The organism is Sinorhizobium sp. NG07B (assembly GCF_002532005.1).
Taxonomy (GTDB): domain Bacteria; phylum Pseudomonadota; class Alphaproteobacteria; order Rhizobiales; family Rhizobiaceae; genus Sinorhizobium; species Sinorhizobium fredii_C.
This window is the reverse complement of sequence record NZ_NWTD01000001.1, coordinates 556,615-577,455: the sequence shown is the minus strand read 5'-3', so window position 1 is coordinate 577,455 and position 20,841 is coordinate 556,615. Positions and strand designations below refer to the sequence as shown.

Genomic DNA, 20,841 nt, shown 5'->3' with positions numbered 1-20,841 from the left:
TCAGTCCTTGACCCAGGACCATTGCGTCACCGGCATGGCCGGGCGCCAGCCCGTCATCGTGCCGACCGGCGACGCGCGGGCGATGTCGATCCGGATCAAAGAGCCGCCGAGCCGGGCGTGATGGGCAAGCAGCACCGCTTCCATTTCCGTCGTCACGGCGTTGGCGACCAGTCGGCCGCCGGAGGGAAGCGCGGCGATCGCCGCCTCCATGACGCCGGCATCACTGCCGCCGCCGCCGATGAAGATCACATCCGGACGGGTGAGCCCGCGAAGCGCTTCCGGCGCCTGCCCCTCGATCACCGTCAGGCCGGGCACGCCGAAGCGAGCGGCGTTGCGGCCGATCCGCGCAGCCCGCTCGGGCGAAGCTTCGATGGCGATCGCCTGCATCGCCGGGTTCGCCAGCATCCATTCGATGGCGATCGAGCCGGAGCCAGCGCCGATGTCCCAGAGAAGCTCGCCCCTGCGCGGTGCCAGCGCCGAGAGCGTCAGCGCCCTGACCTCGCGCTTGGTGATCTGGCCGTCATGCTCGAACAGCGCATCGTCGAGCCCGCCGGCAAGCGGCAGGACGCGTGCACTTCCATCGGCGACGACCTCGACCGCGCAGACGTTCAGAGCAGCGATGTTTTCCAGCGCGAAGCTCGCGGCAAGGTGCCGAGAGATGCGCTCCCGTTCCCCGCCAAGCGCTTCGAGCACGGTAAGCGGCGACCGACCGAAACCGCTTTCGCAGAGCAGTCCGGCGAGCGCCGCCGGGCCGTTCCCGTCCGAGGTCAGCGCCAGCACGCGGGCGCCCGGCTGCAGCTGCGGCCGGATGAGGTCGAGCGGGCGGCCATGCAGCGAGACGGTTGCCACGTCCTGCAGCGGCCATCCGAGCCGCGAGGCTGCAAGGCTGAAGGCCGAGGGCGCAGGGATCGTCCGGATTTCGCTCGCGTCGATGCGGCGCGCCAGCGTGGCGCCAACGCCGTAGAGGAAGGGATCGCCGGAGGCGAGCACCACGACGGGACTGCCGCGCCTCGAAGCGATCGCCTCGACCGATTTCTCAAAGGGGCTTTGCCAAGCTTCGCTCTCGCCCTGGATCAAGGACGCGGCGAGTTCGATATGACGGACGCCGCCGAAGACGACGGGGGCTGCCGCAATCAGCCGCTTGGCCTCGTCGCCGAGACCGGCTACACCATCTTCCCCGATCCCGATGACGGTCAACCAGGGAGCGACAATGGCCGAGCCGCTATTCGACATGTCAGCCACGGGCAGACCTCGCATCCTGATCCTCGGCGGCACGACCGAGGCGCGGCACCTTGGCGAGCGCCTTGCGGCCGATGCGCGCTACGACGCGGTGATCTCGCTCGCCGGCCGAACCGCCGATCCGCGACCGCAGCCATTGCCAACGCGCGTCGGCGGCTTCGGCGGCGCCGAAGGGCTGGCCGTCTTCCTGGAGCTCGAAAACGTTTCCCTGCTGGTAGATGCGACCCATCCCTTTGCGGCGCGGATCTCCCACAATGCAGCGACCGCCGCGGCGGCGACCGGAACGCCGCTCTTCGCGCTGCGCCGGCCCGCCTGGGAGGCACAACCGGGTGATCGCTGGGCGCGTGTCGCAAGCGTCGCCGAGGCGGTGTCGGCCCTTGGCGCCTTGCCGCGCCGCGTCTTTCTGGCGATCGGCCGCCAAGAGGCCTTCCTTTTCGAAAAGGCGCCGCAGCACAGCTATCTCGTCCGCAGCGTCGATCCGGTGACGCCGCCGCTGAGCCTTCCCGATGCTACCGCGATCCTCGCGCACGGCCCCTTCGCCGAGACGGACGAGCTCAAGCTGCTCCGAGAGCATGCGATCGATGTCATCGTCGCCAAGAACAGCGGCGGCACCGCCACCTACGGCAAAATCGCCGCCGCCCGGAAGCTCGGGCTCGAGGTGGTGATGGTCGAGCGCCACAAGCCCGCCGATGTGCCGACGGTCTCCACCTGCGATGAGGCGCTCGAACGCATTCATCAATTCCTATCCCCGGTGAAGGACCGCGGCGTGTAGACGAGATCCTGTTTGCCGCTACGGGCAACGATCCGCGTCTCCGGCGAGCCGATGATCACGCAGGTTGCCATGTCGGCGCGGTCGGCATCGGCTTCGCCGAGCGGCATCACCGCGATGTGCTCGTCCGGCCGCCCGGCCGCCCGGCCGAAGATCACCGGCACGCGGGGCGGCAGGACCTCGCGAAGGACATCGAAGGCCTTGCCGAGTTGCCAGGGACGCGCCTTGCTGATCGGGTTGTAGAGGGCGATGACCAGTCCCGCTTCCGCCGCGAGCCGCAGCCGCCTGGTGATGACCTCCCAGGGCTTCAGATTGTCCGACAGCGACATGGCGCAGAAATCGTGGCCGAGGGGCGCACCGATCCGCGCCGCCACCGCGAGCATGGCGGTGACGCCAGGGGTGATCGTGAGATCGATCTGCCGCCACGCCTCCGGCCCCGTGTCGATCGCCTCGCAGACGGCGGCGGCCATCGCGAAGATGCCCGGATCGCCGCCGGAGACGACGCAGACATCGACGCCGGCGCTGGCGCGCGTCAGCGCGGCTCTCGCCCGGTCCAGCTCTTCGCGATTGTCGGAGGCGATCCGGCGCTGGTCGGCTCTCAGATGCAGCCGGTCGAGATAGGGGCCATAGCCGAAGAATTCGCTCGCAACGGCAATCGCATCCTGCGCCTCCGGCGTCATCTGCGCCGGATTGCCAGGGCCGGTGCCCACGATGAAGAGCTTGCCGGTCATGACCTGCCCTCCGCACCGGGCCTATCCTTCCAGCCGGGCCGATCCTTCCAACCGGGAACCAGGACCAGCGAAAAATATGGCGCCTCGTCGTCCGGCTTGTCGCCGAGCGGAATCATCGCCGCGTTCGTCATCGTGCCGCGCTCGACATAGACGGCAGCTTCGAGCTTGCCTGCCGCCGCAAGGGCGCGGCGGATCTTCGGCAGGTTGCGCCCGACCTTCATGATCACAGCGGCTTCAGTGTCGGCGAGGCGGCGCTGAAGCTCCTTCTCGCCCATCGTGCCGGGAAGAACCGAGAGAACGTCATCCCCCTGCACCAGCGGCAGGCCGGCAACCGACCAGCAGCCGGACATCGCCGTGATCCCGGGAATGACCTCGACCGGATACCGGCCTGCGAGCCGCACGTGCAGGTGCATGTAGGAACCGTAGAACAGCGGGTCGCCCTCGCTCAAAACGGCGACGGTCCGACCGGCCTTGAGATGCACGGCTACCGCTTCCGCGGAGGCATCGTAAAAGTCGGTGATCTGCCGCTTGTAGGCCTCGTCGCCCTTGTCGATCTCGGTCGTCACCGGATAGTAGAGCGGCAGTTCCACCAGGTCGGGCTTCAAAAGTCCCTCGACGACGGCGCGGCCGTTGCCATTGCGCCCCGCCTTGGCGAAATAGGCGACGACATCCGCCTCGCCGAGCGCCCGCACCGCCTTGACGGTCAGAAGCTCCGGATCGCCGGGACCGGTCCCGACGCCGATCAGTCGGCCCGCCGCGCTCACAGCCCCGGCCTCGCCAGCGAATTCAGCGCCGCCGCCGTCATTGCACTGCCGCCGAGGCGGCCGCGAACGATCGCGAAGGGAACGCCATAGGAATTCTCGGCAAGCGCGTCCTTCGATTCCGCCGCGCCGACGAAGCCGACCGGCATGCCGAGGATCGCCGCCGGCTTCGGCGCGCCGTCGCGTAGCATTTCCAGGAGATAGAAGAGCGCCGTCGGCGCATTGCCGATGGCAACGACCGAGCCCGCCATCCGCTCGCCCCAGAGCTCGAGCGCCGCCGCCGAGCGCGTATTGCCGATTTCGGCGGCGATCTCCGCCGTGCGCGGATCGCGAAGCGAGCAGATCACCTCGTTACCGGCCGGCAGCCGCGCCCGGGTGACGCCATGGACGACCATTTCCGCATCGCAGAAGATTGGAGCACCGTTCTTGAGTGCCGCGCGTGCGGCAGAGACGAAGTCGGGAGAGAAGACGAACTGACGCGCCGCTTCCACCGAACCGCAGGCATGCACCATGCGCACCGCCAGATCGGCCTCCTCCTCCGAGAAGCCGGAAAGATCGGCTTCCGCCCGGATGATCGCGAAAGAACGCTCGTAGATGGCATTGCCATCGCGGATATAATCGTAGTCAGGCATTTCTATCCCTGTTCAAACGCGTCGACGATGTGCGCCGTCCCGAGCCGTGTAAGACAGGAGCGCGCCGATTCGCCAGCGTCTTTGTTTTCCCTGACCAGCGCATTGAGCGCGGCCAGCGCGGCTTTTATCCCGCCCTCATCGGTGTAGGCGCTCGGCGCGACGGAAGCAGCCCCATTTACGACAAGCGCGTATCCTGATGGCGCACCGACAAGCGTCAGGGGAGAAGCTACCGGTCTGGCGCATCCCTTGGGACAGCCCGAGAGATGGATTGCGAGCGAGCCGTCGAGAAGGTCGGCACCGACCTCGAGCAATAGCCCGGCCACCACCTTGGTGTCCATCAGCGCCGAGGCGCAGGCAAGCCCGGCGCAGGTGGCGACGTGATTTCGCGGATCATCGGCGGAAACCAGGAAACCATGGGAAAGCGCCAGTTGTTGCGCGAGGGCGGCAGCTTCCCGCGACAGGCCGAGGACGAGGAGACCATGGCGCGGCGCGAGGCGTATTTCCGTTGCGCCCAATTCCCCGGCGCTTTGCAGGAAGGCGATGAGGCTGGCGCTATCGGTTTGCGCAAAAGCAAGAGCGACACCGAGCACGGTGCGACCGTCGCCGAAGTCGTGAATGCCCGCCGGCAAGAATGGCGAGGTGCCGCCGGCCGCCGGCAAGGGGTCGAGGCCGGCGGATAAACGCTGCCGGATGGCGTCCGCATCAAGATCGCGACCGCGTGCGGCTGGGCCGAAATGATCGAGCTCCGCCAGAATTTCCATCAGCGCAGGGACGACCCGCTCCGCCTCCAGCAGCGCAACCGGCCGCTCCGGGCGTCCCGCGCCGCCGAAGGACAGCAGCCAGCGAAGGCCATCCTCGCTGTTCCGCGCCTCAAGGCGGAGATCGGCCGCGACATCCCGCAGGTGGAAGCGGCCATTCCCATCGATGACGATGGACAATTTCGGTGCGAGCGCAAGCGCCGGACGACGTTCGGCAATCGCGTCGCGCAGGGCCGCGGCCAATGGCCGGGGGTCGGCGATTTCGCGCGGATCGAACCCGGCAAGCGGCGGCGTCTCGATCGCGACGCCGTCTGTAACGGCGATTCCCGCCTCCCCGATCGCGGCGGCAAGTGCCGGAACGCTTGAGGCGATCAGCCCGCGGACCTGCAGGTTGCCCCGAGCGGTTACTTCGATAATGCCGCTGCCGCAGTCTGCGGCCGCTTCAGCCAGTGCCCTTAGCTCGGCGGGCGTCAACCCACCGGTCGCCGGACGCAGCCGCACGAGCAGACCATCTCCGGTCTGCATCGGCGCTGCGAGCGACGGACAGGCGCCGCGGCGCATCGATGTGCCGGGTTCAGTTTGTGACCTGGGCGCAGCGCAGCTCGTCATCCTGTTCCAATATCCTCGGGGCGCATTGCGGGCACACACTCCGCGTCTGTGATAAAGCCTATATCACAGCCGCCTTCCTTGAGAGAGATCAAAGCCCAGGCAAGCGGCGTCTACTCGTCGAAGTCCGCACCCTTGCGCAGCAGATAGATATCCATGATCCAGCCCATGCGCTCGCGCGCGTCGGCCCTTGCCTTCAGGATTTCTTCCTTTACGTCGGCGAGACGCCCGGAAATGACGATCTCGTCCGGCGTACCGAGATAGGCGCCCCAGTAAATCTCCGCATCCGGATCGTCGATCTTCTGAAACGCCTGTTCGCCATCGAGCATGGCGACGGCCGTCTCGCTTTTGTGCGGAAAGCTCTCGGCAAGCCGGCGACCGGTGGTGATCTCCACGGGCTTGCCGACGAGGTTGAGCGGAATGCGATGGCTGGCGCAAAGCGCCTGAAGGCTGGTGATACCGGGAACTACCTCGAAGTCGAAGGCCACGCTGCCCCGCGCACGAACCCTTTCGACAATGCGGATCGTGCTGTCATAGAGCATCGGATCGCCCCAGACGAGAAAGGCGCCGGTCTGCCCGTCCGCGAGTTCGCTCTCGAGCAGCGCCTCATAAGTGGCGGCGATGCTCGCATGCCAATCATCGACGCCTTGGACGTAGCTGCGTCCCTCGGTCCGACGGACCGGCACGGTGAATTCGACGGTCCGGCTGTCGCTGCGCGTCACGTAGCGGGCGCAGATGTCGCGGCGCACCTCGGCAAGCTCCGTCTTCTTCGCACCCTTGGTCGGGATGAAGAGCACGTCGGCGCGGTTCAGTGCATTGACCGCCTGGACCGTGATGTGTTCGGGGTTGCCCGCCCCGATCCCGATGATCAGGATATGCCGCATGCCGTTTCTCCCGCTACGCGCAGTGCATGTCGCCCAAAAGTGTGCAGCGGTTTTGGGGCACCGACATGCACAAAACAAATCCCTAAAGCGCGTCGCATGTTTGAGCGCGCCCGCTTTAGACGCCAGTCTTTGGCGGATCGCGACCGGCCGCGCAAGGTCCAGGCACGACAGGAGAGGCCACCACGGCGTCAGCAGGGTGCCGCAGCCTGCCGATCGACGGCGAGAGGAGGATCGTCCGGCAGCCGCCAATCGATCGGATCGAGCCCCTTCGACGTGAGAAAGGCATTGGCTTTGGAGAAATGCCTGCAGCCGAGGAAGCCGGAATGTGCCGACAGCGGCGACGGATGCGGCGCGGTCAACACCAGGTGGCGGGAGCGGTCGACGAAGGCCGCTTTCTTCTGCGCATAGGAGCCCCAGAGCATGAAGACGACCGGCTGGGCCTGTTCGTTGACGGCGCGGATGACGGCATCGGTAAAGCGTTCCCAGCCCTTGCCCTGATGCGACGCCGCCCGGCCCCGCTCGACCGTCAGCACGCTGTTCAGGAGCAACACGCCCTGGCGCGCCCAGCTTTCAAGGAAGCCATGGCGGGCCGGCGGAATGCCGAGATCGTCGCGAAGCTCCTTGTAGATGTTGACCAGCGACGGCGGGGTACGCACGCCCGGCCGGACGCTGAAGCAGAGTCCATGCGCCTGACCGTCGCCGTGATAGGGGTCCTGGCCGAGTATCACGACCCGAACCTTGTCGAGCGGGGTCAGGTCAAGCGCCCGGAAATATTCGCTGCCTCTCGGAAAGATCTGTCGGCCCTGCTGCTTCTCGTCCAACAGGAAGCGCTTGAGATCGGTCATATAGCCGTGGAGGAATTCGTGCGCCAACGCCGTCTTCCAGCTCTCTTCTAGCCTGATCGTCGCATCCATGGATTCGCCTCGTTCTTCGTCGCTCCGGAATTTAGCCCCGCTATTGCCCACTGCAAGCATGCGCGCCGGATTTAGCCCGTTCCGTTCACTGCTTCGATTAGCCTTCTGGCAGAGCATTGTATTTCGTCCGATATAGCGCTAACGAGAACGGAGAGACCGTTATATCCTGCAAAATATCACGAGAGAGATGGAGGCAAATGCGATGAGGGGAGGGAGACATTGGCTTAAGGGTTTGATGCTGGCGCTCGGCCTGATTTTGGCTGGCGCAGCATTGGCTCCTGCCCAGGCGGAAGAAAAAGTTACGGTATTTGCCGCGGCAAGCCTGAAGAATGCCCTCGACGCGGTCAACGCCAAATGGAAAGACGAGACGGGCAAGGAGACGACCGCCTCCTATGCGGCAAGCTCGGCGCTCGCCAAGCAGATCGAACAGGGCGCGCCTGCCGATATCTTTATCTCGGCCGATCTCGCCTGGATGGATTACCTTGCCGAGAAGAAGCTGATCAAGGACGACATCCGCTCCAACCTGCTTGGCAACCGTCTCGTCCTCGTTTCCGGCAAGACCGACGCCGCGCCTGTCGAGATTAAGCCGGGCCTAGACCTCGCCGCTCTTCTCGGCGAAGGACGCCTGGCAATGGGCGCCGTCGATTCGGTTCCCGCCGGCAAATACGGCAAGGCCGCACTCGAAAAGCTCGGCATCTGGCCGACGGTCGAAGCAAAAGTCGCGGGAGCCGAAAGCGTGCGCGCCGCCCTGCTTCTCGTTTCGCGCGGCGAGGCCCCCTATGGCATCGTCTATCAGACGGACGCGGCCGCCGATCCGGGCGTGAAGGTTGTCGGCACCTTTCCGGAATACAGCCACTCGCCGATCATCTACCCGATAGCGATCACCGCAGAGAGCAAGAACCCGGACGCGGCTGCCTATCTCGAATTCGTCAAGTCGCCCAAGGCCGCGGCGTTTTTCCAGGCCCAGGGGTTCATCGTGCTTGAATAGGGTCTTGCGCCACCGGCCTTCGACCGGGCAGAACGTGTTCGCGTCGTGCATGCAATCGGTGCACGGCGCGGCACCTCTGTGACGGGAGCATAAAATTGGACTGGATGGTCTTGAGCGACGCGGAATGGACGGCCGTCCGCTTGAGCCTGCGGGTGGCAACGGTCGCAATGCTTTCGAGCCTGCCGGTCGCGCTTCTCGTCGCCATGGCATTGGCACGCGGTCGCTTCTGGGGCAGGTCGATCCTGAACGGCCTCGTGCACATGCCGCTGATCCTGCCGCCGGTCGTCACCGGCTTCGTGCTGCTCCTGCTGTTCGGCCGGCGCGGACCGATCGGCGCCTTCCTCACCGACAATTTCGGCCTTGTCTTTTCCTTCCGCTGGACGGGTGCAGCACTCGCCTGCGCCGTCATGGGCTTTCCGCTGATGGTGCGCAGCATCCGGCTGTCGATCGAAGCGGTCGACCGGAAGCTGGAGGACGCCGCCTCAACGCTCGGCGCCAATCCGATCTGGGTGTTCCTGACCGTGACCTTGCCGCTGATTCTGCCCGGTATCGTCGCCGGCATGATCCTTTCCTTCGCCAAGGCGATGGGCGAATTCGGCGCGACGATCACCTTCGTCTCGAACATCCCCGGCGAGACCCAGACGCTTTCCGCGGCGATCTACAGCTTCACCCAGGTGCCGGGCGGCGACGCCGGCGCCATGCGGCTCGCCATCATCTCCATCATTCTTTCGATGACGGCGCTGATGCTGTCGGAATTCCTCGCCGTCGCGGCGGCGCGACGGACGGTCGCCGCATGAGCCTCGAGGTCGAAGCGCGCCACCGGATTGGCTCATTCGCCATCGACGCCGCCTTCCGCTCGGAGGGCGGCGTGACGGCGCTTTTCGGCCGTTCCGGCTCCGGCAAGACTTCGCTGATCAACATCGTCGCCGGGCTGCTGCGACCCGATCGGGGCCGCATCGTTCTCGACGGCGATGTGATCGCCGACAGCGAGGAGCGGCGCTTCACCCCCGTTCACCGCCGGCACTTCGGCTATGTCTTCCAGGAGGCCCGGCTCTTTCCGCATCTGAGCGTCCGCCACAACCTCGCCTATGGGCGCTGGTTCGCCGGCGCCGTCAAATCCGCCTCCGAGTTCCACAAGGTCGTCGAAATGCTCGGCATCGGAGATCTGCTCGAGCGCCGTCCTTCGACTCTCTCTGGCGGCGAACGCCAGCGCGTCGCCGTTGGGCGGGCGCTGCTTGCAGCACCCCGGCTGCTGCTGATGGACGAGCCGCTCGCCGCCCTCGACGAGGCCAGAAAGGCGGAGATCCTGCCCTATCTCGAGCGGCTCCGCGATGAGACCAAGATACCGATCGTCTATGTCAGCCATTCCGTCGCGGAGGTGGGGCGGCTGGCCGAGCGCATCGTGGTGATCGAGGAGGGCCGGGTCAAGGCATCCGGCACGGCGTCCGCGATTCTCAACCAGCCGGCGGCCGCGATCGTGCGGCGGGAGACAGGCGCCTTGGTTGAAGGCGTGGTCGTAAGCCACGATTCCCAGCATCGACTGACGGTGGTGCTGGCCGGCGAATGCCTGATCCGCATACCGCATCTCGTCTCCACACCCGGCAATCGCCTCCGCCTTTACATCGCCGGGCGCGACGTGATGCTCGCCACCACGAAACCGGAAGGGATCAGCGCCCTCAACGTCCTGAAGGGAACGATCATCGATCTTTCACCGGCGCAGGAGGGCAGCGTCGACGTCCGCGTCGACTGCGGCGGCAATGTCATCGTCTCCCGCATCACCGCCCTCTCCCGCGAGACGCTCGGGCTCGAGCCGGCCAAGCCCGTCCACGCGATCATCAAGACGGTCGCGTTGGACTATTAGGACGGTTGCGCAGGTCGTTTCGCGGATGAGCTTTCCGTCCGGCGCGATGCTTCGCCCGATCGCGCCGCCTCCAGCCAGTCGAGGTCTTCTGCGATCGCGCTCCTCGCCTTGGCTTCCATCCCCCGAAAGCGCTCGATCAGCGTCTCGCCGAAGACGGTAAGCGCCGCACCCCCGCCCTGCTTGCCGCCCCGCTGCGACTCGACTGCGGGCTCCTCGAACATCCGGTTGAGCGCATCGACCAGCAGCCAGGCACGCCGATAGGACATGTCCATGGCGCGGCCGGCGGCGGAGATCGACCCGGTCTCGCGGATCAGTTCGAGAAGCATGATCTTGCCGCGCCCGAGGCGACCCTCGGGCGGGAAATCGATGCGCAGGACGAGGCGAAGCTCTTTGTCGGCTTTGGGCATGCGCCGCAGCATAGACATTGCGGCAGGCGGCGAAAAGGCCTGCGCTCAGAGGCTCATGCCGCCGTCTACCACATGCACATGGCCGGTCGTATAGGCCGAAGCGTCGCTGGCGAGATAGACGGCGAGCGCGGCGATTTCCTCCGGCGTGCCGAGCCGGCCCATCGGCTGGCGGGCGATGAAGGCGGCGCGCGCCTCCTCGTAGTTGCCCTGCGCCCGCATCCGCTCCTCGAGCGACGGCGATTGCACCGTGCCGGGCGCAATGGCGTTGCAGCGAATGCCCTTGCCGATGAAGTCGATCGCCACCGACTTGGTGAGGCCGATGACCGCCGCCTTGCTGGCGGAATAGACGAAGCGGTTCGGCACGCCCATCGGCACGCCGGCGACCGACGACATGTTGATGATCGAGCCGCCGCCCTTTTCGACCATGCCCGGCAGGAAGGCGCGGATCATCCGGAACATCGATTTGACGTTGAGATCGAAGGCGAAGTCGTAATCCTTGTCGCTCGCTTCCAGGATCGTGCCGGCATGGACGAAGCCGGCGCAGTTGAAGAGGACGTCGACAGGACCGGTGCGCGCCGCAAAATCGGCGATCGCCGCTTCGCTCAGCACGTCGAGCTTCGCCAATTCGATCCCGGTGGCTGCCAGCTCGGCGAGCTTGTCCTCGTTGATGTCGGTTGCGATCACCGACGCCCCTTCCCGGCTGAACGCCTCGGCCGCCGCGCGGCCGATACCTTGTGCCGCAGCCGTGATCACAGCACGCTTGCCCGCAAGAAGTCCGCTCATTGTCCGCCTCATCGATCCGGTATGATTTGTCAGCGGGCGCCTGCTCTGCCGCCCCGCATCTCGCTTCTCAACAGACATCGAAGCCTGACGGCCTGTCAACCGGACAATGCGTATTTTTATCGGAAAAAGACAGAACACCGGCGATGATAGAGCTGTGCATGACAGGCTGGCGAGATCTCTTGCTGGCTTGATCTCGGCGGCCGAAAATTGCAGCGATAGAAAACCGCCCCTTGCCCTTCTGCGAGAAATGCGATGCCCGGCCCCACCCTTGATCCCGTCGTCACCGACCCGTCGCTGCCGCGCAAAGCGGATGTCGTCATCATCGGCGGTGGAATTATCGGGGTCAGCACGGCGCTTTTTCTGGCCGAACGCGGCGTCAAGGTCGTGCTCTGCGAAAAAGGCGTGCTTGCCGGCGAGCAATCGAGCCGCAACTGGGGCTGGGTGCGGGTTATGGGCCGTGATCGGCGCGAGATCCCGATGGCGATGGCCTCGCTGAAGATCTGGGACACGCTCGATGCGCGCATCGGCGGCGAGACCGGCTTTCGCCGCAGCGGCATCCTCTACATATCGGAAACGGAGCAGACCTCGCCAATCGCGATGCCTGGCTGGCGCTTGCCAAACCGCATGGCGTCGACAGCCGGCAGATCGGCCCGGACGAGACCCAGGCGGTCATGGGCGGCGCGGCTATCCGCTACAAGGGCGCACTTTACACGCCGAGCGACGGCAGGGCCGAGCCGCAGAAGGCGGTGCCGGCGATCGCGGCCGGAGCCCGCCGCGCCGGCGCGACCATCGTCACCGGTTGCGCCGTGCGCGGCATCGAGCGGAGCGGCGGACGAGTCAGCGCGGTCGTCACCGAGAAGGGCCGCATCGAAACGGCGACGGTGGTGCTTGCCGGCGGCGCCTGGTCGCGGCTCTTCTGCAAGGGGGTCGGCATCCGCCTGCCGCAGTTGAAGGTGCGCAACACGGTGCTCAGGACCGCCCCGGTCGAAGGCGGGCCGGACGGCGCCGGCGCAACGGGAAGCTATGCCTATCGCAAGCGCCTCGACGGTGGCTATACGATCGCCACTGCCGGTGTGAACCTGCATCCGCTCGTCCCGGACAGCCTGGCTTTCTTCCGTGACTTCCGGCGGGTGCGGAGGGCCGACCCGGACTCGGTCCAGGTGGGCTTCAGCGCCCAGAGCTGGCGCGAACAGTTCGAGATCACGCCCGTTCCGCTCGACCGCCCGGGCGCCTTCGAGCGGCACCGCATCCTCGATCCGCGACCGGATGCACGCTCGGTCCTACCCGCCCTCGAAGCGGCGAGACTCGCACTGCCGGTGCTACGGCAGGTCGAGCCAGTGCAGATCTGGGCCGGGCTGATCGACGTCACACCCGATGTGGTGCCGGTCATTTCGCACGCAGAAGCTGTGCCCGGCCTCCTCATCGCCACCGGCTTTTCCGGCCACGGTTTCGGTATCGGACCCGGTGCCGGACACCTGGTGGCCGACCTCGTCACCGGCGACAGACCGATCGTCGATCCCACCGAATTTCGACTGTCGCGATTCTCCGACGGGACGCCGATCGAGCTCGCACCGCCCGTCTGACGGCGATTCTGGTCCGTTGCCACGAGCCGATCACGAAAGAAAATTACGCGCCGCCGGGGGCCCGTCGCGGCTCCGCAATCGGCCCGGCGCGAGCGCCGGCACGAATCTGTCTTTCTTCATCCGGACGTCCGGCCTGCTGCCGAAATCCCTTCATCAAACCCCGAACTCGTGGCAGTCTGTGGCTGTAACCCTTTGGGAGAATGAGGGTTGTCTATGACCTGCACGGCCCGAGGCGTAGGAGCGCCCCGGGCAATTGCCGATGGTCATCGGCGTCGCACGACCGCGAGAGCGTTCGCTCAGCGGTTGACCCACGTGCGATGCGCAATCCGGAAGGGAGGCCGGAACCCGCATGGATGAATTCAGCCGACTGAGCCTGCATGTCCCCGAACCGGCCGTCCGGCCCGGCGATCAGCCCGATTTCTCCAACGTCAAGATCCCGAAAGCCGGTTCCGTGCCGCGGCCCGAGGTCGACGTGGAGCCGGAAGCGATCCGCGATCTCGCCTACTCGATCATTCGGGTGCTGAACCGCGAGGGCGAGGCAGTCGGCCCCTGGGCCGGCCTCCTCTCGGACGACGAGCTTTTGACTGGACTTCGCCACATGATGCTGCTCAGGGCCTTCGACGCCCGCATGCTGATGGCCCAGCGGCAGGGCAAGACCTCCTTCTACATGCAGCATCTCGGCGAGGAGGCGGTGAGCTGCGCCTTCAGAAGAGCGCTCCGCAAGGGCGACATGAACTTTCCGACCTATCGCCAGGCGGGGCTGCTGATCGCCGACGACTATCCGATGGTCGAGATGATGAACCAGATCTTCTCGAACGAGCTGGATCCCTGCCACGGCCGGCAATTGCCGGTCATGTACACGTCGAAGGAGCACGGCTTCTTCACGATCTCCGGCAACCTTGCCACCCAATATGTCCAGGCGGTCGGCTGGGCGATGGCCTCGGCCATCAAGAACGATACCCGGATTGCCGCCGGCTGGATCGGCGACGGCTCGACGGCCGAGTCGGATTTCCATTCCGCGCTGGTCTTCGCCTCCACCTACAAGGCGCCGGTCATCCTCAATATCGTCAACAACCAATGGGCGATTTCCACTTTCCAGGGCATCGCCCGCGGCGGCTCCGGCACTTTTGCCGCGCGCGGCCTGGGCTTCGGCATTCCGGCGCTGCGCGTCGACGGCAACGACTACCTCGCCGTCTATGCAGTCGCCCGCTGGGCGGCCGAGCGGGCGCGGCGCAATCTCGGTCCGACGCTGATCGAATACGTGACCTACCGGGTCGGCGCCCATTCGACATCGGACGATCCGAGCGCCTACCGGCCGAAGACGGAATCGGAAGCCTGGCCGCTCGGCGACCCGGTGCTGCGGCTGAAGAAGCACCTGATCCTGCGCGGCGCCTGGTCGGATGAGCGGCATGCCCAGGCGGAGGCGGAGATCATGGATCAGGTGATCCAGGCCCAGAAGGAAGCCGAGAGCCACGGCACGCTGCATGCCGGCGGCAGACCCTCCGTGCGTGACATTTTCGAGGGCGTCTATGCCGAGATGCCGCCGCATATCCGCCGTCAGCGGCAGAAGGCAGGGTACTGACATGGCCAGAATGACGATGATCGAAGCGGTGCGCAGCGCCATGGACGTCTCGATGGGGCGTGACGAGGATGTCGTCGTCTTCGGCGAGGACGTCGGCTATTTCGGCGGCGTCTTCCGCTGCACCCAGGGGCTGCAGGCGAAGTACGGCAAGACCCGCTGCTTCGATGCGCCGATCAGCGAATCCGGCATCGTCGGCACCGCCATCGGCATGGCGGCCTATGGGTTGAAACCCTGCGTCGAGATCCAGTTCGCCGACTACATGTATCCGGCCTATGACCAGCTCACCCAGGAGGCGGCGCGCATCCGCTACCGCTCGAACGGCGACTTCACCTGTCCGATCGTCGTGCGCATGCCGACCGGCGGCGGCATCTTCGGCGGCCAGACCCACAGCCAGAGCCCGGAAGCGCTCTTCACCCATGTCTGCGGCCTGAAAGTCATCGTGCCGTCGAACCCCTATGATGCCAAGGGCCTGCTGATCTCGGCGATCGAGGATCCGGACCCGGTGATGTTCCTGGAGCCGAAGCGGCTCTATAACGGCCCCTTCGACGGCCATCACGAGCGCCCGGTGACCCCGTGGTCGAAGCACGAGCTCGGCGACGTGCCGGAGGGGCATTACTCGATCCCGATCGGCAAGGCGGAGATCCGCCGCAAGGGTTCGGCAGTCACCGTGATCGCCTATGGAACCATGGTGCATGTGGCACTCGCGGCCGTGGAGGAGACCGGCATCGATGCGGAAGTCATCGATCTGCGGAGCCTGCTGCCGCTCGATCTCGAAACGGTCGTGCGGTCCGTCACCAAGACCGGACGCTGCGTCATCGTGCACGAGGCGACGCTGACATCCGGCTTCGGGGGCGAGCTCGTCGCCCTCGTTCAGGAGCACTGCTTCTATCACCTCGAGGCTCCGGTCGTCCGGGTGACCGGCTGGGATACGCCCTACCCGCATGCCCAGGAATGGGACTATTTCCCCGGTCCGGCGCGCGTCGGTCGCGCGCTCACCGAAGCTATGGAGGGCTGACCGTGGGCGAATTCATCATCAAGATGCCGGATGTCGGCGAAGGCGTTGCCGAGGCCGAACTCGTCGAATGGCACGTCAAGCCCGGCGATCCGGTCCGCGAGGACATGGTGCTCGCCGCCGTGATGACCGACAAGGCGACGGTCGAGATCCCCTCGCCTGTTTCCGGCAAGGTCCTCTGGCTCGGCGCAGAGATCGGCGACACGGTTGCCGTGAAGGCGCCGCTTGTACGGATCGAGACTGCCGGCGAGGCTGGCGAACCCCCGCCGGACAGCGTTCCGGAGGCGCTCGCCGAAGCCGTGCTGGAAGAGCCTGTCGCAGTCTCCGCACCACAAGCCCCCAAGACGCCGCCAAAGCTTGAGAAGGTCGAGTCCCGACCGGCGCCGGCCCTACGTGAGGCGGCAGACATCGCGAAGAAACCGCTGGCTTCGCCGGCAGTCCGGCTGCGCGCCCGGGAGAGCGGCGTCGATCTTCGGCAGGTGATCGGGACCGGACCGGCCGGGCGCATCACCCATGAGGATCTCGACCTCTTCATCAGCCGCGGGGCCGAACCGCTGCCGGCCCAGGTCGGCCTCGCCCGCAAGACGGCGGTCGAGGAGGTCAAGATAGCCGGCCTGAGGCGCCGGATCGCCGAGAAAATGTCGCTCTCCACGTCGCGCATCCCCCATATCACCTATGTGGAGGAAGTGGACATGACGGCGCTCGAGGATCTGCGGGCGACGATGAACCGCGACCGCAAGCCGGATCAGCCGAAGCTGACGATCCTGCCTTTCCTGATGCGGGCGCTGGTCCGGACCGTCGCCGACCAGCCGGGCGTCAATGCCATCTTCGATGATCATGCTGGCATCGTCCATCGTCACGCGGCCGTCCATATCGGCATCGCCACGCAGACGCCGGCCGGCCTGACCGTGCCGGTCGTACGCCATGCCGAGGCGCGCGGTATCTGGGACTGCGCTGCCGAATTGAACCGGCTGGCCGAAGCGGCCCGCACCGGCACCGCAACCCGCGACGAGCTGATCGGCTCGACGATCACCATCTCCTCGCTCGGTGCGCTTGGCGGCATCGCCTCGACCCCGGTCATCAATCACCCGGAGGTGGCGATCGTCGGCGTCAACAAGATCGCCGTCCGGCCGGTCTGGGACGGGACGCAATTCGTGCCGCGCAAGATTATGAATCTGTCGTCGAGCTTCGACCACCGCGTCATCGACGGCTGGGACGCCGCCACCTTCGTGCAGCGCCTGAAGACGCTGCTCGAAACGCCGGCACTGATTTTCGTTGAGGGATGAGGCGACGATGAAGGAAATCTCCTGCAAGCTCCTGGTGCTCGGCGCCGGCCCCGGCGGCTATGTCTGCGCCATTCGGGCCGGCCAGCTCGGCGTCAACACCGTCATCGTCGAGAAGGCGAAGGCCGGCGGCACCTGCCTCAATGTCGGCTGCATCCCCTCGAAGGCACTGATCCACACGGCCGAGGAATTCCACAAGCTCAGCGCTGCCGCCGCCGGCAAGAGCCCCCTCGGCCTTTCGCTCGACGCACCCGCGATCGACCTCAAGCGGACGGTCGCCTGGAAGGACGGGATCGTCGGCCGCCTGAACAGCGGCGTGACGGGGCTTCTGAAGAAGGCCGGCGTCAAGGCTGTCCTCGGCGAGGCGCGCTTCATCGACGGCAAGACGGTCGACGTGGATACGGAAACCGGCGTTCAGCGCATCCGCGCCGAAGCGATCGTCATTGCCACCGGCTCGGCCCCCGTCGAACTTCCCGACCTGCCGTTCGGCGACAACATCATCTCCTCGACCGAGGCGCTGGCCTTGAAAGAGGTACCGGAGACGCTCGCCGTCATCGGCGGCGGCTATATCGGCCTCGAACTTGGCACCGCCTTCGCCAAGCTCGGTTCGAAGGTGACCGTGCTCGAAGCCATGGACCGCATCCTGCCGCAATATGACGCCGATCTGTCGAAGCCGGTGGCGAAGCGGCTCGGCGAACTCGGGATCGAGGTCTTCACCCGCACCGCCGCCAAGCGCCTGTCGGCCGACCGGCGCGGCTTGCTTGCCGAGGAAAACGGCCGCGCCTTCGAGGTCCCGGCCGGAAAGGTTTTGGTCACCGTTGGGCGCCGGCCCGTGGTGGACGGCTGGGGACTGGAGGAAATCGATCTCGACCGCTCGGGCAAGTTCATCCGCATCGACGACCAGTGCCGTACATCGATGCGCGGCATCTACGCGATCGGCGACGTCACCGGCGAGCCGATGCTGGCACACCGCGCCATGGCGCAGGGCGAAATGGTCGCGGAAATCGTCGCGGGCCAGAAGCGAAGCTGGGACAAGCGCTGCATTCCGGCCGTCTGCTTCACCGACCCGGAAATCGTCAGCGCCGGTCTCTCGCCGGAGGAAGCACGCGCGGCCGGCATCGAAATCAAGATCGGCCAGTTCCCCTTCCAGGCGAACGGCCGCGCCATGACGACGCTTGCCGAGGACGGCTTCGTCCGCGTCGTCGCCCGCGCCGACAACCACCTCGTCCTCGGCATCCACGCTGTCGGGCATGCCGTCTCCGAGCTTTCCTCCGCTTTCGCGCTCGCGATAGAAATGGGCGCCCGTCTGGAGGACATCGCCGGAACGATCCATGCGCACCCGACGCAGTCGGAGGCCTTTCAGGAAGCGGCGTTGAAGGGGTTAGGGCACGCGCTTCATATTTGAGGCGATTGGCCGCTCGGAAAGACCCCTCCTGAACCCCTCCCCACAGGTGGGAGGGGCTTCCTGCGCGGCTCGCTTGGCGCATGACTTGCACCATCGCTACTTTGTGGAGACGCTGAGATGCGCAGGACGGTGCGGCCGGCTAGCCCCGCCTGTGGGGAGGGGTGTTTTTCTGCCCTACTGCAACAGCTCCAACCCAACTGCCGTCGCCTCGCCGCCGCCGATGCAGAGCGAGGCGATGCCGCGCTTGACGCTATTGGCGCGCATCGCATGGAGAAGCGTGACGACGATGCGGGCGCCGGAGGCGCCGATCGGGTGACCGAGGGCGCAGGCGCCGCCGTGGATGTTGACGATCTCGTCGGAAAGGCCGAGGTCGCGGATCGCCGCCATGGCGACGACGGCGAAGGCCTCGTTGATCTCGTAGAGACCGACGCTCGATTTTTCCCAACCGAGTTTTTCGGTGAGCTTGTCGATGGCGCCGATCGGTGCGGTCGTGAACCAGGCGGGCTCCTGAGCGTGGCCGGCATGGCCGGCGACGACGGCGAGCGGTGTCAACCCGCGCTTCTCCGCCTCGCTTGCGCGCATCAGGATGAGCGCCGCGGCACCGTCGGAGATGGACGACGAGTTGGCGGCCGTGACGCTGCCGCCGTCGCGGAAGGCCGGCTTCAGCTTCGGGATTTTCGTCGGATCGGCCTTCGTCGGCTGCTCGTCTCGGTCGAGATTGGCGTTCCCGCGCTTGCCGCCATCGGTCACCGCCACGATCTCCTCGGCGAAGGACTTGTCCTCCGTCGCCTTCAGTGCCCGCTCGAGCGAGCGCAGGGCAAAAGCGTCCTGGTCGGAGCGGGAAAACTGATAATGCTGGGCCGTATCCTCGGCATAGGTGCCCATCAGCCGCCCGGAATAGGCATCCTCCAGCCCGTCGAGGAACATATGGTCCTTGACCTCGCCATGGCCGAGCCGGAAGCCGCCGCGCGCTTTCGGCAGGAGGTAGGGCGCGTTGGTCATCGACTCCATGCCGCCGACGGCAACGAGCGACGCGCTGCCGGAGAGAAGCGCATCATGGCCGAGCATCAGCGCCTTCATGCCCGATCCGCAGACTTTAGAGACCGTCGTCGACGGCGTCTCCTGTCCAAGGCCGGCGCCAAGCGCCGCCTGCCGGGCCGGATTCTGCCCAAGGCCGGCGGGAAGGACATTGCCCATCAGCACTTCATCTACCGCATCAATACCCGCACGATCGAGCGCCGCCTTCAACGCGACGGCGCCGAGTTCCGGCGCCGTCAAATCCCTGAGGCCGCCCTGAAAGGCGCCCATCGGTGTGCGCGCCGCCGAAACGATAACCACCGGATCGCGATTGCTCATCTTGGTCCTCCCAATCGGCGAACGGTGGCCCCTCGTCCCGCTGCCGCGACCTTCTCCCCGCTCGCGGGGAGAAGGGAGATGCCGCACCGCCTCGCTTGAACTCGCAGGCGGGAGGCCTAGGGGACGAAAGTGCGTCACACTCGTCCCCTCTCCCCGTCCCTACGCGGAGAGGGTTAGGGTGAGGGGCAAATACCCCACCCCACGCGCGTTGTCACAATTCCAGAGCGACTATAGCCGCCGAACACCGCGAAGCAATACCGAGAAGCCTAAGTGTCAGCCCATTCGCTCGGACGCATAGCTCCCAGGGCTCGGCGGAAACACCACGACGCGGTTGCCGTTGATGAAGGTGCGGTGATGGATATGGGCGTGCACGGCGCGCGCCAGCACCTGGCTCTCGACGTCGCGGCCGATCGACACATAGTCCTCGGCCGACTGCGCATGGGTGATGCGGGCGATGTCCTGCTCGATGATCGGACCCTCGTCGAGATCGGCGGTGACGTAATGCGCCGTCGCACCGATCAGCTTGACGCCGCGCTCATAGGCCTGCTTGTAGGGATTGGCGCCCTTGAAGGACGGCAGGAAGGAGTGGTGGATGTTGATAATCTTCCCCGACATCTTCTTGCAGAGCGCGTCGGACAGAACCTGCATGTAGCGGGCCAAAACGATCAGCTCGGCGCCGGTCTGCTCGACGATCTCCAGAAGCTGGGCTTCGGCCTTCGGCTTGTTCTCCTTCGTCACCTTGATGCAGTGGAAGGGAATGTCGTGGTTGACCACCACCTTCTGGTAATCGAAGTGGTTGGAGACGACGCCGACGATGTCGATCGGCAGCGCGCCGATCTTCCAGCGGTAGAGCAGGTCGTTCAGGCAATGGCCGAAACGCGACACCATCAGCAGCACCTTCATCCGCTCTTCGGAATCGCGGATCTCCATCGCCATGCCGAACTGCTTGATGACGGGAGCGAAGCCTTCGCGCAGTTCCTCGAGCTTGGCGCCCTCCTGACTGATGAAGGTGAGGCGCATGAAGAACAGACCCGTCTCGAGATCGTCGAATTGCGAGCTGTCGCTGATGTAGCAGCCTTTCTCCGCGAGATAGCCGGTGACGGCAGCAACGATGCCGCGGGTGGATTTGCAAGTGACGGTCAGCACATAGCTTTTCATCGATGGGTCTCTCGTTCTTGAGGTTTCCGCGCCCCTTACACGGGCAGTCACGGGAAACCTACCGTGGCGACGTGAGACCTGCCGATCCATTCGCGACATCGGATGGACCGAACGGGCCACGGTGGAGCC

20 protein-coding genes and 1 pseudogene are annotated in these 20,841 nt (G+C 65.9%); 10 read left to right on the top strand and 11 right to left on the bottom strand.

Annotated features, from left to right (window positions below):
- Window positions 1-1,233, bottom strand: a complete 1,233-nt coding sequence (locus CO664_RS02790) for a bifunctional cobalt-precorrin-7 (C(5))-methyltransferase/cobalt-precorrin-6B (C(15))-methyltransferase (RefSeq protein ID WP_037414294.1) — start codon at window positions 1,231-1,233, stop codon at window positions 1-3.
- On the opposite strand from CO664_RS02790, the gene CO664_RS02785 reads away from it, so the two are divergent.
- Window positions 1,211-2,011 carry a cobalt-precorrin-6A reductase gene (locus CO664_RS02785; RefSeq protein WP_097538568.1) on the top strand — a complete coding sequence of 267 codons (801 nt, stop codon included), beginning with the start codon at window positions 1,211-1,213 and terminating at the stop codon, window positions 2,009-2,011. The two genes, CO664_RS02790 and CO664_RS02785, sit on opposite strands and share 23 nt — an antisense overlap.
- Here the strand turns inward: CO664_RS02785 and CO664_RS02780 are convergent.
- The 6 genes from CO664_RS02780 to ung form a co-directional block, all read right to left on the bottom strand.
- Window positions 1,975-2,739, bottom strand: coding sequence for a precorrin-3B C(17)-methyltransferase (locus CO664_RS02780; protein WP_097537878.1), 765 nt, complete (start codon window positions 2,737-2,739; stop codon window positions 1,975-1,977). The two genes, CO664_RS02785 and CO664_RS02780, sit on opposite strands and share 37 nt — an antisense overlap.
- Complete coding sequence (locus tag CO664_RS02775; RefSeq protein ID WP_037414290.1) at window positions 2,736-3,503, bottom strand: precorrin-2 C(20)-methyltransferase; 768 nt, start codon at window positions 3,501-3,503, stop codon at window positions 2,736-2,738. Before CO664_RS02775 ends, CO664_RS02780 begins: the two co-directional genes overlap by 4 nt.
- Window positions 3,500-4,132, bottom strand: a complete 633-nt coding sequence (locus CO664_RS02770; RefSeq protein ID WP_037414288.1) for a precorrin-8X methylmutase — start codon at window positions 4,130-4,132, stop codon at window positions 3,500-3,502. The genes CO664_RS02775 and CO664_RS02770 overlap by 4 nt, the downstream gene beginning before the upstream one ends.
- A 2-nt stretch (window positions 4,133-4,134) precedes the next feature.
- Window positions 4,135-5,499, bottom strand: a complete 1,365-nt coding sequence (cobG, locus tag CO664_RS02765) for a precorrin-3B synthase (protein ID WP_097527628.1) — start codon at window positions 5,497-5,499, stop codon at window positions 4,135-4,137.
- Between the two features lie 110 nt (window positions 5,500-5,609).
- Entirely contained in the window at window positions 5,610-6,380 is a 771-nt protein-coding gene (gene cobF / locus CO664_RS02760) for a precorrin-6A synthase (deacetylating) (RefSeq protein WP_037414285.1), read from the bottom strand.
- A 188-nt stretch (window positions 6,381-6,568) separates the two neighbouring features.
- On the bottom strand, window positions 6,569-7,294 hold the full coding sequence (gene ung / locus CO664_RS02755; RefSeq protein ID WP_037414284.1) for a uracil-DNA glycosylase: 726 nt from the start codon (window positions 7,292-7,294) through the stop codon (window positions 6,569-6,571).
- A 202-nt stretch (window positions 7,295-7,496) separates the two neighbouring features.
- Here ung and modA point away from each other — a divergent pair, with 202 nt between their 5' ends.
- From modA to modC, 3 genes are all read left to right on the top strand, one after another.
- A complete protein-coding gene (gene modA, locus CO664_RS02750; protein ID WP_097538567.1) occupies window positions 7,497-8,282 on the top strand; it encodes a molybdate ABC transporter substrate-binding protein in 786 nt (261 codons plus the stop codon).
- 104 nt (window positions 8,283-8,386) lie between these two features.
- A complete protein-coding gene (modB, locus tag CO664_RS02745) occupies window positions 8,387-9,079 on the top strand; it encodes a molybdate ABC transporter permease subunit (RefSeq protein WP_176536531.1) in 693 nt (230 codons plus the stop codon).
- On the top strand, window positions 9,076-10,143 hold the full coding sequence (modC, locus tag CO664_RS02740; RefSeq protein WP_097537876.1) for a molybdenum ABC transporter ATP-binding protein: 1,068 nt from the start codon (window positions 9,076-9,078) through the stop codon (window positions 10,141-10,143). The genes modB and modC overlap by 4 nt, the downstream gene beginning before the upstream one ends.
- On the opposite strand, the gene CO664_RS02735 is transcribed toward modC, so the two are convergent.
- Together CO664_RS02735 and CO664_RS02730 are read right to left on the bottom strand one after the other, a co-directional pair.
- A complete protein-coding gene (locus CO664_RS02735; RefSeq protein WP_050988173.1) occupies window positions 10,140-10,550 on the bottom strand; it encodes a winged helix-turn-helix domain-containing protein in 411 nt (136 codons plus the stop codon). The genes modC and CO664_RS02735 overlap by 4 nt on opposite strands.
- A 45-nt stretch (window positions 10,551-10,595) precedes the next feature.
- The gene (locus CO664_RS02730) at window positions 10,596-11,333 is read right to left on the bottom strand and encodes an SDR family oxidoreductase (RefSeq protein ID WP_097537875.1); all 738 of its coding nucleotides are present in this window, start codon (window positions 11,331-11,333) and stop codon (window positions 10,596-10,598) included.
- Between the two features lie 252 nt (window positions 11,334-11,585).
- Between CO664_RS02730 and CO664_RS31640 the strand changes: the two are divergent.
- The 6 genes and pseudogenes from CO664_RS31640 to lpdA form a co-directional block, all read left to right on the top strand.
- Window positions 11,586-11,861: pseudogene (locus CO664_RS31640) on the top strand (FAD-dependent oxidoreductase); the annotation flags it as partial.
- Complete coding sequence (locus CO664_RS02725; protein WP_337441819.1) at window positions 11,834-12,916, top strand: FAD-binding oxidoreductase; 1,083 nt, start codon at window positions 11,834-11,836, stop codon at window positions 12,914-12,916. The pseudogene CO664_RS31640 and the gene CO664_RS02725, both read left to right, overlap by 28 nt.
- A 349-nt stretch (window positions 12,917-13,265) precedes the next feature.
- Window positions 13,266-14,498: a 3-methyl-2-oxobutanoate dehydrogenase (2-methylpropanoyl-transferring) subunit alpha gene (locus CO664_RS02720; protein ID WP_037414272.1), complete on the top strand. Its 1,233-nt coding sequence runs from the start codon at window positions 13,266-13,268 to the stop codon at window positions 14,496-14,498.
- Between the two features lies 1 nt (window position 14,499).
- The gene (locus tag CO664_RS02715) at window positions 14,500-15,513 is read left to right on the top strand and encodes an alpha-ketoacid dehydrogenase subunit beta (RefSeq protein ID WP_097537874.1); all 1,014 of its coding nucleotides are present in this window, start codon (window positions 14,500-14,502) and stop codon (window positions 15,511-15,513) included.
- Window positions 15,514-15,515: 2 nt separating this feature from the next.
- Window positions 15,516-16,796 carry a dihydrolipoamide acetyltransferase family protein gene (locus CO664_RS02710; protein ID WP_037414268.1) on the top strand — a complete coding sequence of 427 codons (1,281 nt, stop codon included), beginning with the start codon at window positions 15,516-15,518 and terminating at the stop codon, window positions 16,794-16,796.
- Window positions 16,797-16,803: 7 nt separating this feature from the next.
- On the top strand, window positions 16,804-18,198 hold the full coding sequence (lpdA, locus tag CO664_RS02705) for a dihydrolipoyl dehydrogenase (RefSeq protein WP_097537873.1): 1,395 nt from the start codon (window positions 16,804-16,806) through the stop codon (window positions 18,196-18,198).
- A gap of 174 nt (window positions 18,199-18,372) precedes the next feature.
- On the opposite strand, the gene CO664_RS02700 is transcribed toward lpdA, so the two are convergent.
- Window positions 18,373-19,554 carry an acetyl-CoA C-acyltransferase gene (locus CO664_RS02700; protein ID WP_097537872.1) on the bottom strand — a complete coding sequence of 394 codons (1,182 nt, stop codon included), beginning with the start codon at window positions 19,552-19,554 and terminating at the stop codon, window positions 18,373-18,375.
- Window positions 19,555-19,827: 273 nt separating this feature from the next.
- On the bottom strand, window positions 19,828-20,712 hold the full coding sequence (gene purU, locus CO664_RS02695) for a formyltetrahydrofolate deformylase (protein WP_095677994.1): 885 nt from the start codon (window positions 20,710-20,712) through the stop codon (window positions 19,828-19,830).
- Window positions 20,713-20,841 lie beyond the last annotated feature (129 nt).

What these genes read in the sequence shown, in the direction of transcription:
- CO664_RS02715 (WP_097537874.1), top strand. Translation starts at nt 14,500, where the DNA reads ATGGCCAGAATGACGATGATCGAAGCGGTGCGCAGCGCCATGGACGTC.
- ung (WP_037414284.1), bottom strand. Translation starts at nt 7,294, where the DNA reads ATGGATGCGACGATCAGGCTAGAAGAGAGCTGGAAGACGGCGTTGGCG.
- cobF (WP_037414285.1), bottom strand. Translation starts at nt 6,380, where the DNA reads ATGCGGCATATCCTGATCATCGGGATCGGGGCGGGCAACCCCGAACAC.
- CO664_RS02720 (WP_037414272.1), top strand. Translation starts at nt 13,266, where the DNA reads ATGGATGAATTCAGCCGACTGAGCCTGCATGTCCCCGAACCGGCCGTC.
- CO664_RS02790 (WP_037414294.1), bottom strand. Translation starts at nt 1,233, where the DNA reads ATGTCGAATAGCGGCTCGGCCATTGTCGCTCCCTGGTTGACCGTCATC.
- CO664_RS02780 (WP_097537878.1), bottom strand. Translation starts at nt 2,739, where the DNA reads ATGACCGGCAAGCTCTTCATCGTGGGCACCGGCCCTGGCAATCCGGCG.
- purU (WP_095677994.1), bottom strand. Translation starts at nt 20,712, where the DNA reads ATGAAAAGCTATGTGCTGACCGTCACTTGCAAATCCACCCGCGGCATC.
- CO664_RS02700 (WP_097537872.1), bottom strand. Translation starts at nt 19,554, where the DNA reads ATGAGCAATCGCGATCCGGTGGTTATCGTTTCGGCGGCGCGCACACCG.
- CO664_RS02730 (WP_097537875.1), bottom strand. Translation starts at nt 11,333, where the DNA reads ATGAGCGGACTTCTTGCGGGCAAGCGTGCTGTGATCACGGCTGCGGCA.
- CO664_RS02785 (WP_097538568.1), top strand. Translation starts at nt 1,211, where the DNA reads ATGGCCGAGCCGCTATTCGACATGTCAGCCACGGGCAGACCTCGCATC.
- modB (WP_176536531.1), top strand. Translation starts at nt 8,387, where the DNA reads ATGGTCTTGAGCGACGCGGAATGGACGGCCGTCCGCTTGAGCCTGCGG.
- CO664_RS02735 (WP_050988173.1), bottom strand. Translation starts at nt 10,550, where the DNA reads ATGCCCAAAGCCGACAAAGAGCTTCGCCTCGTCCTGCGCATCGATTTC.
- modC (WP_097537876.1), top strand. Translation starts at nt 9,076, where the DNA reads ATGAGCCTCGAGGTCGAAGCGCGCCACCGGATTGGCTCATTCGCCATC.
- lpdA (WP_097537873.1), top strand. Translation starts at nt 16,804, where the DNA reads ATGAAGGAAATCTCCTGCAAGCTCCTGGTGCTCGGCGCCGGCCCCGGC.
- CO664_RS02770 (WP_037414288.1), bottom strand. Translation starts at nt 4,132, where the DNA reads ATGCCTGACTACGATTATATCCGCGATGGCAATGCCATCTACGAGCGT.
- modA (WP_097538567.1), top strand. Translation starts at nt 7,497, where the DNA reads ATGAGGGGAGGGAGACATTGGCTTAAGGGTTTGATGCTGGCGCTCGGC.
- cobG (WP_097527628.1), bottom strand. Translation starts at nt 5,499, where the DNA reads ATGACGAGCTGCGCTGCGCCCAGGTCACAAACTGAACCCGGCACATCG.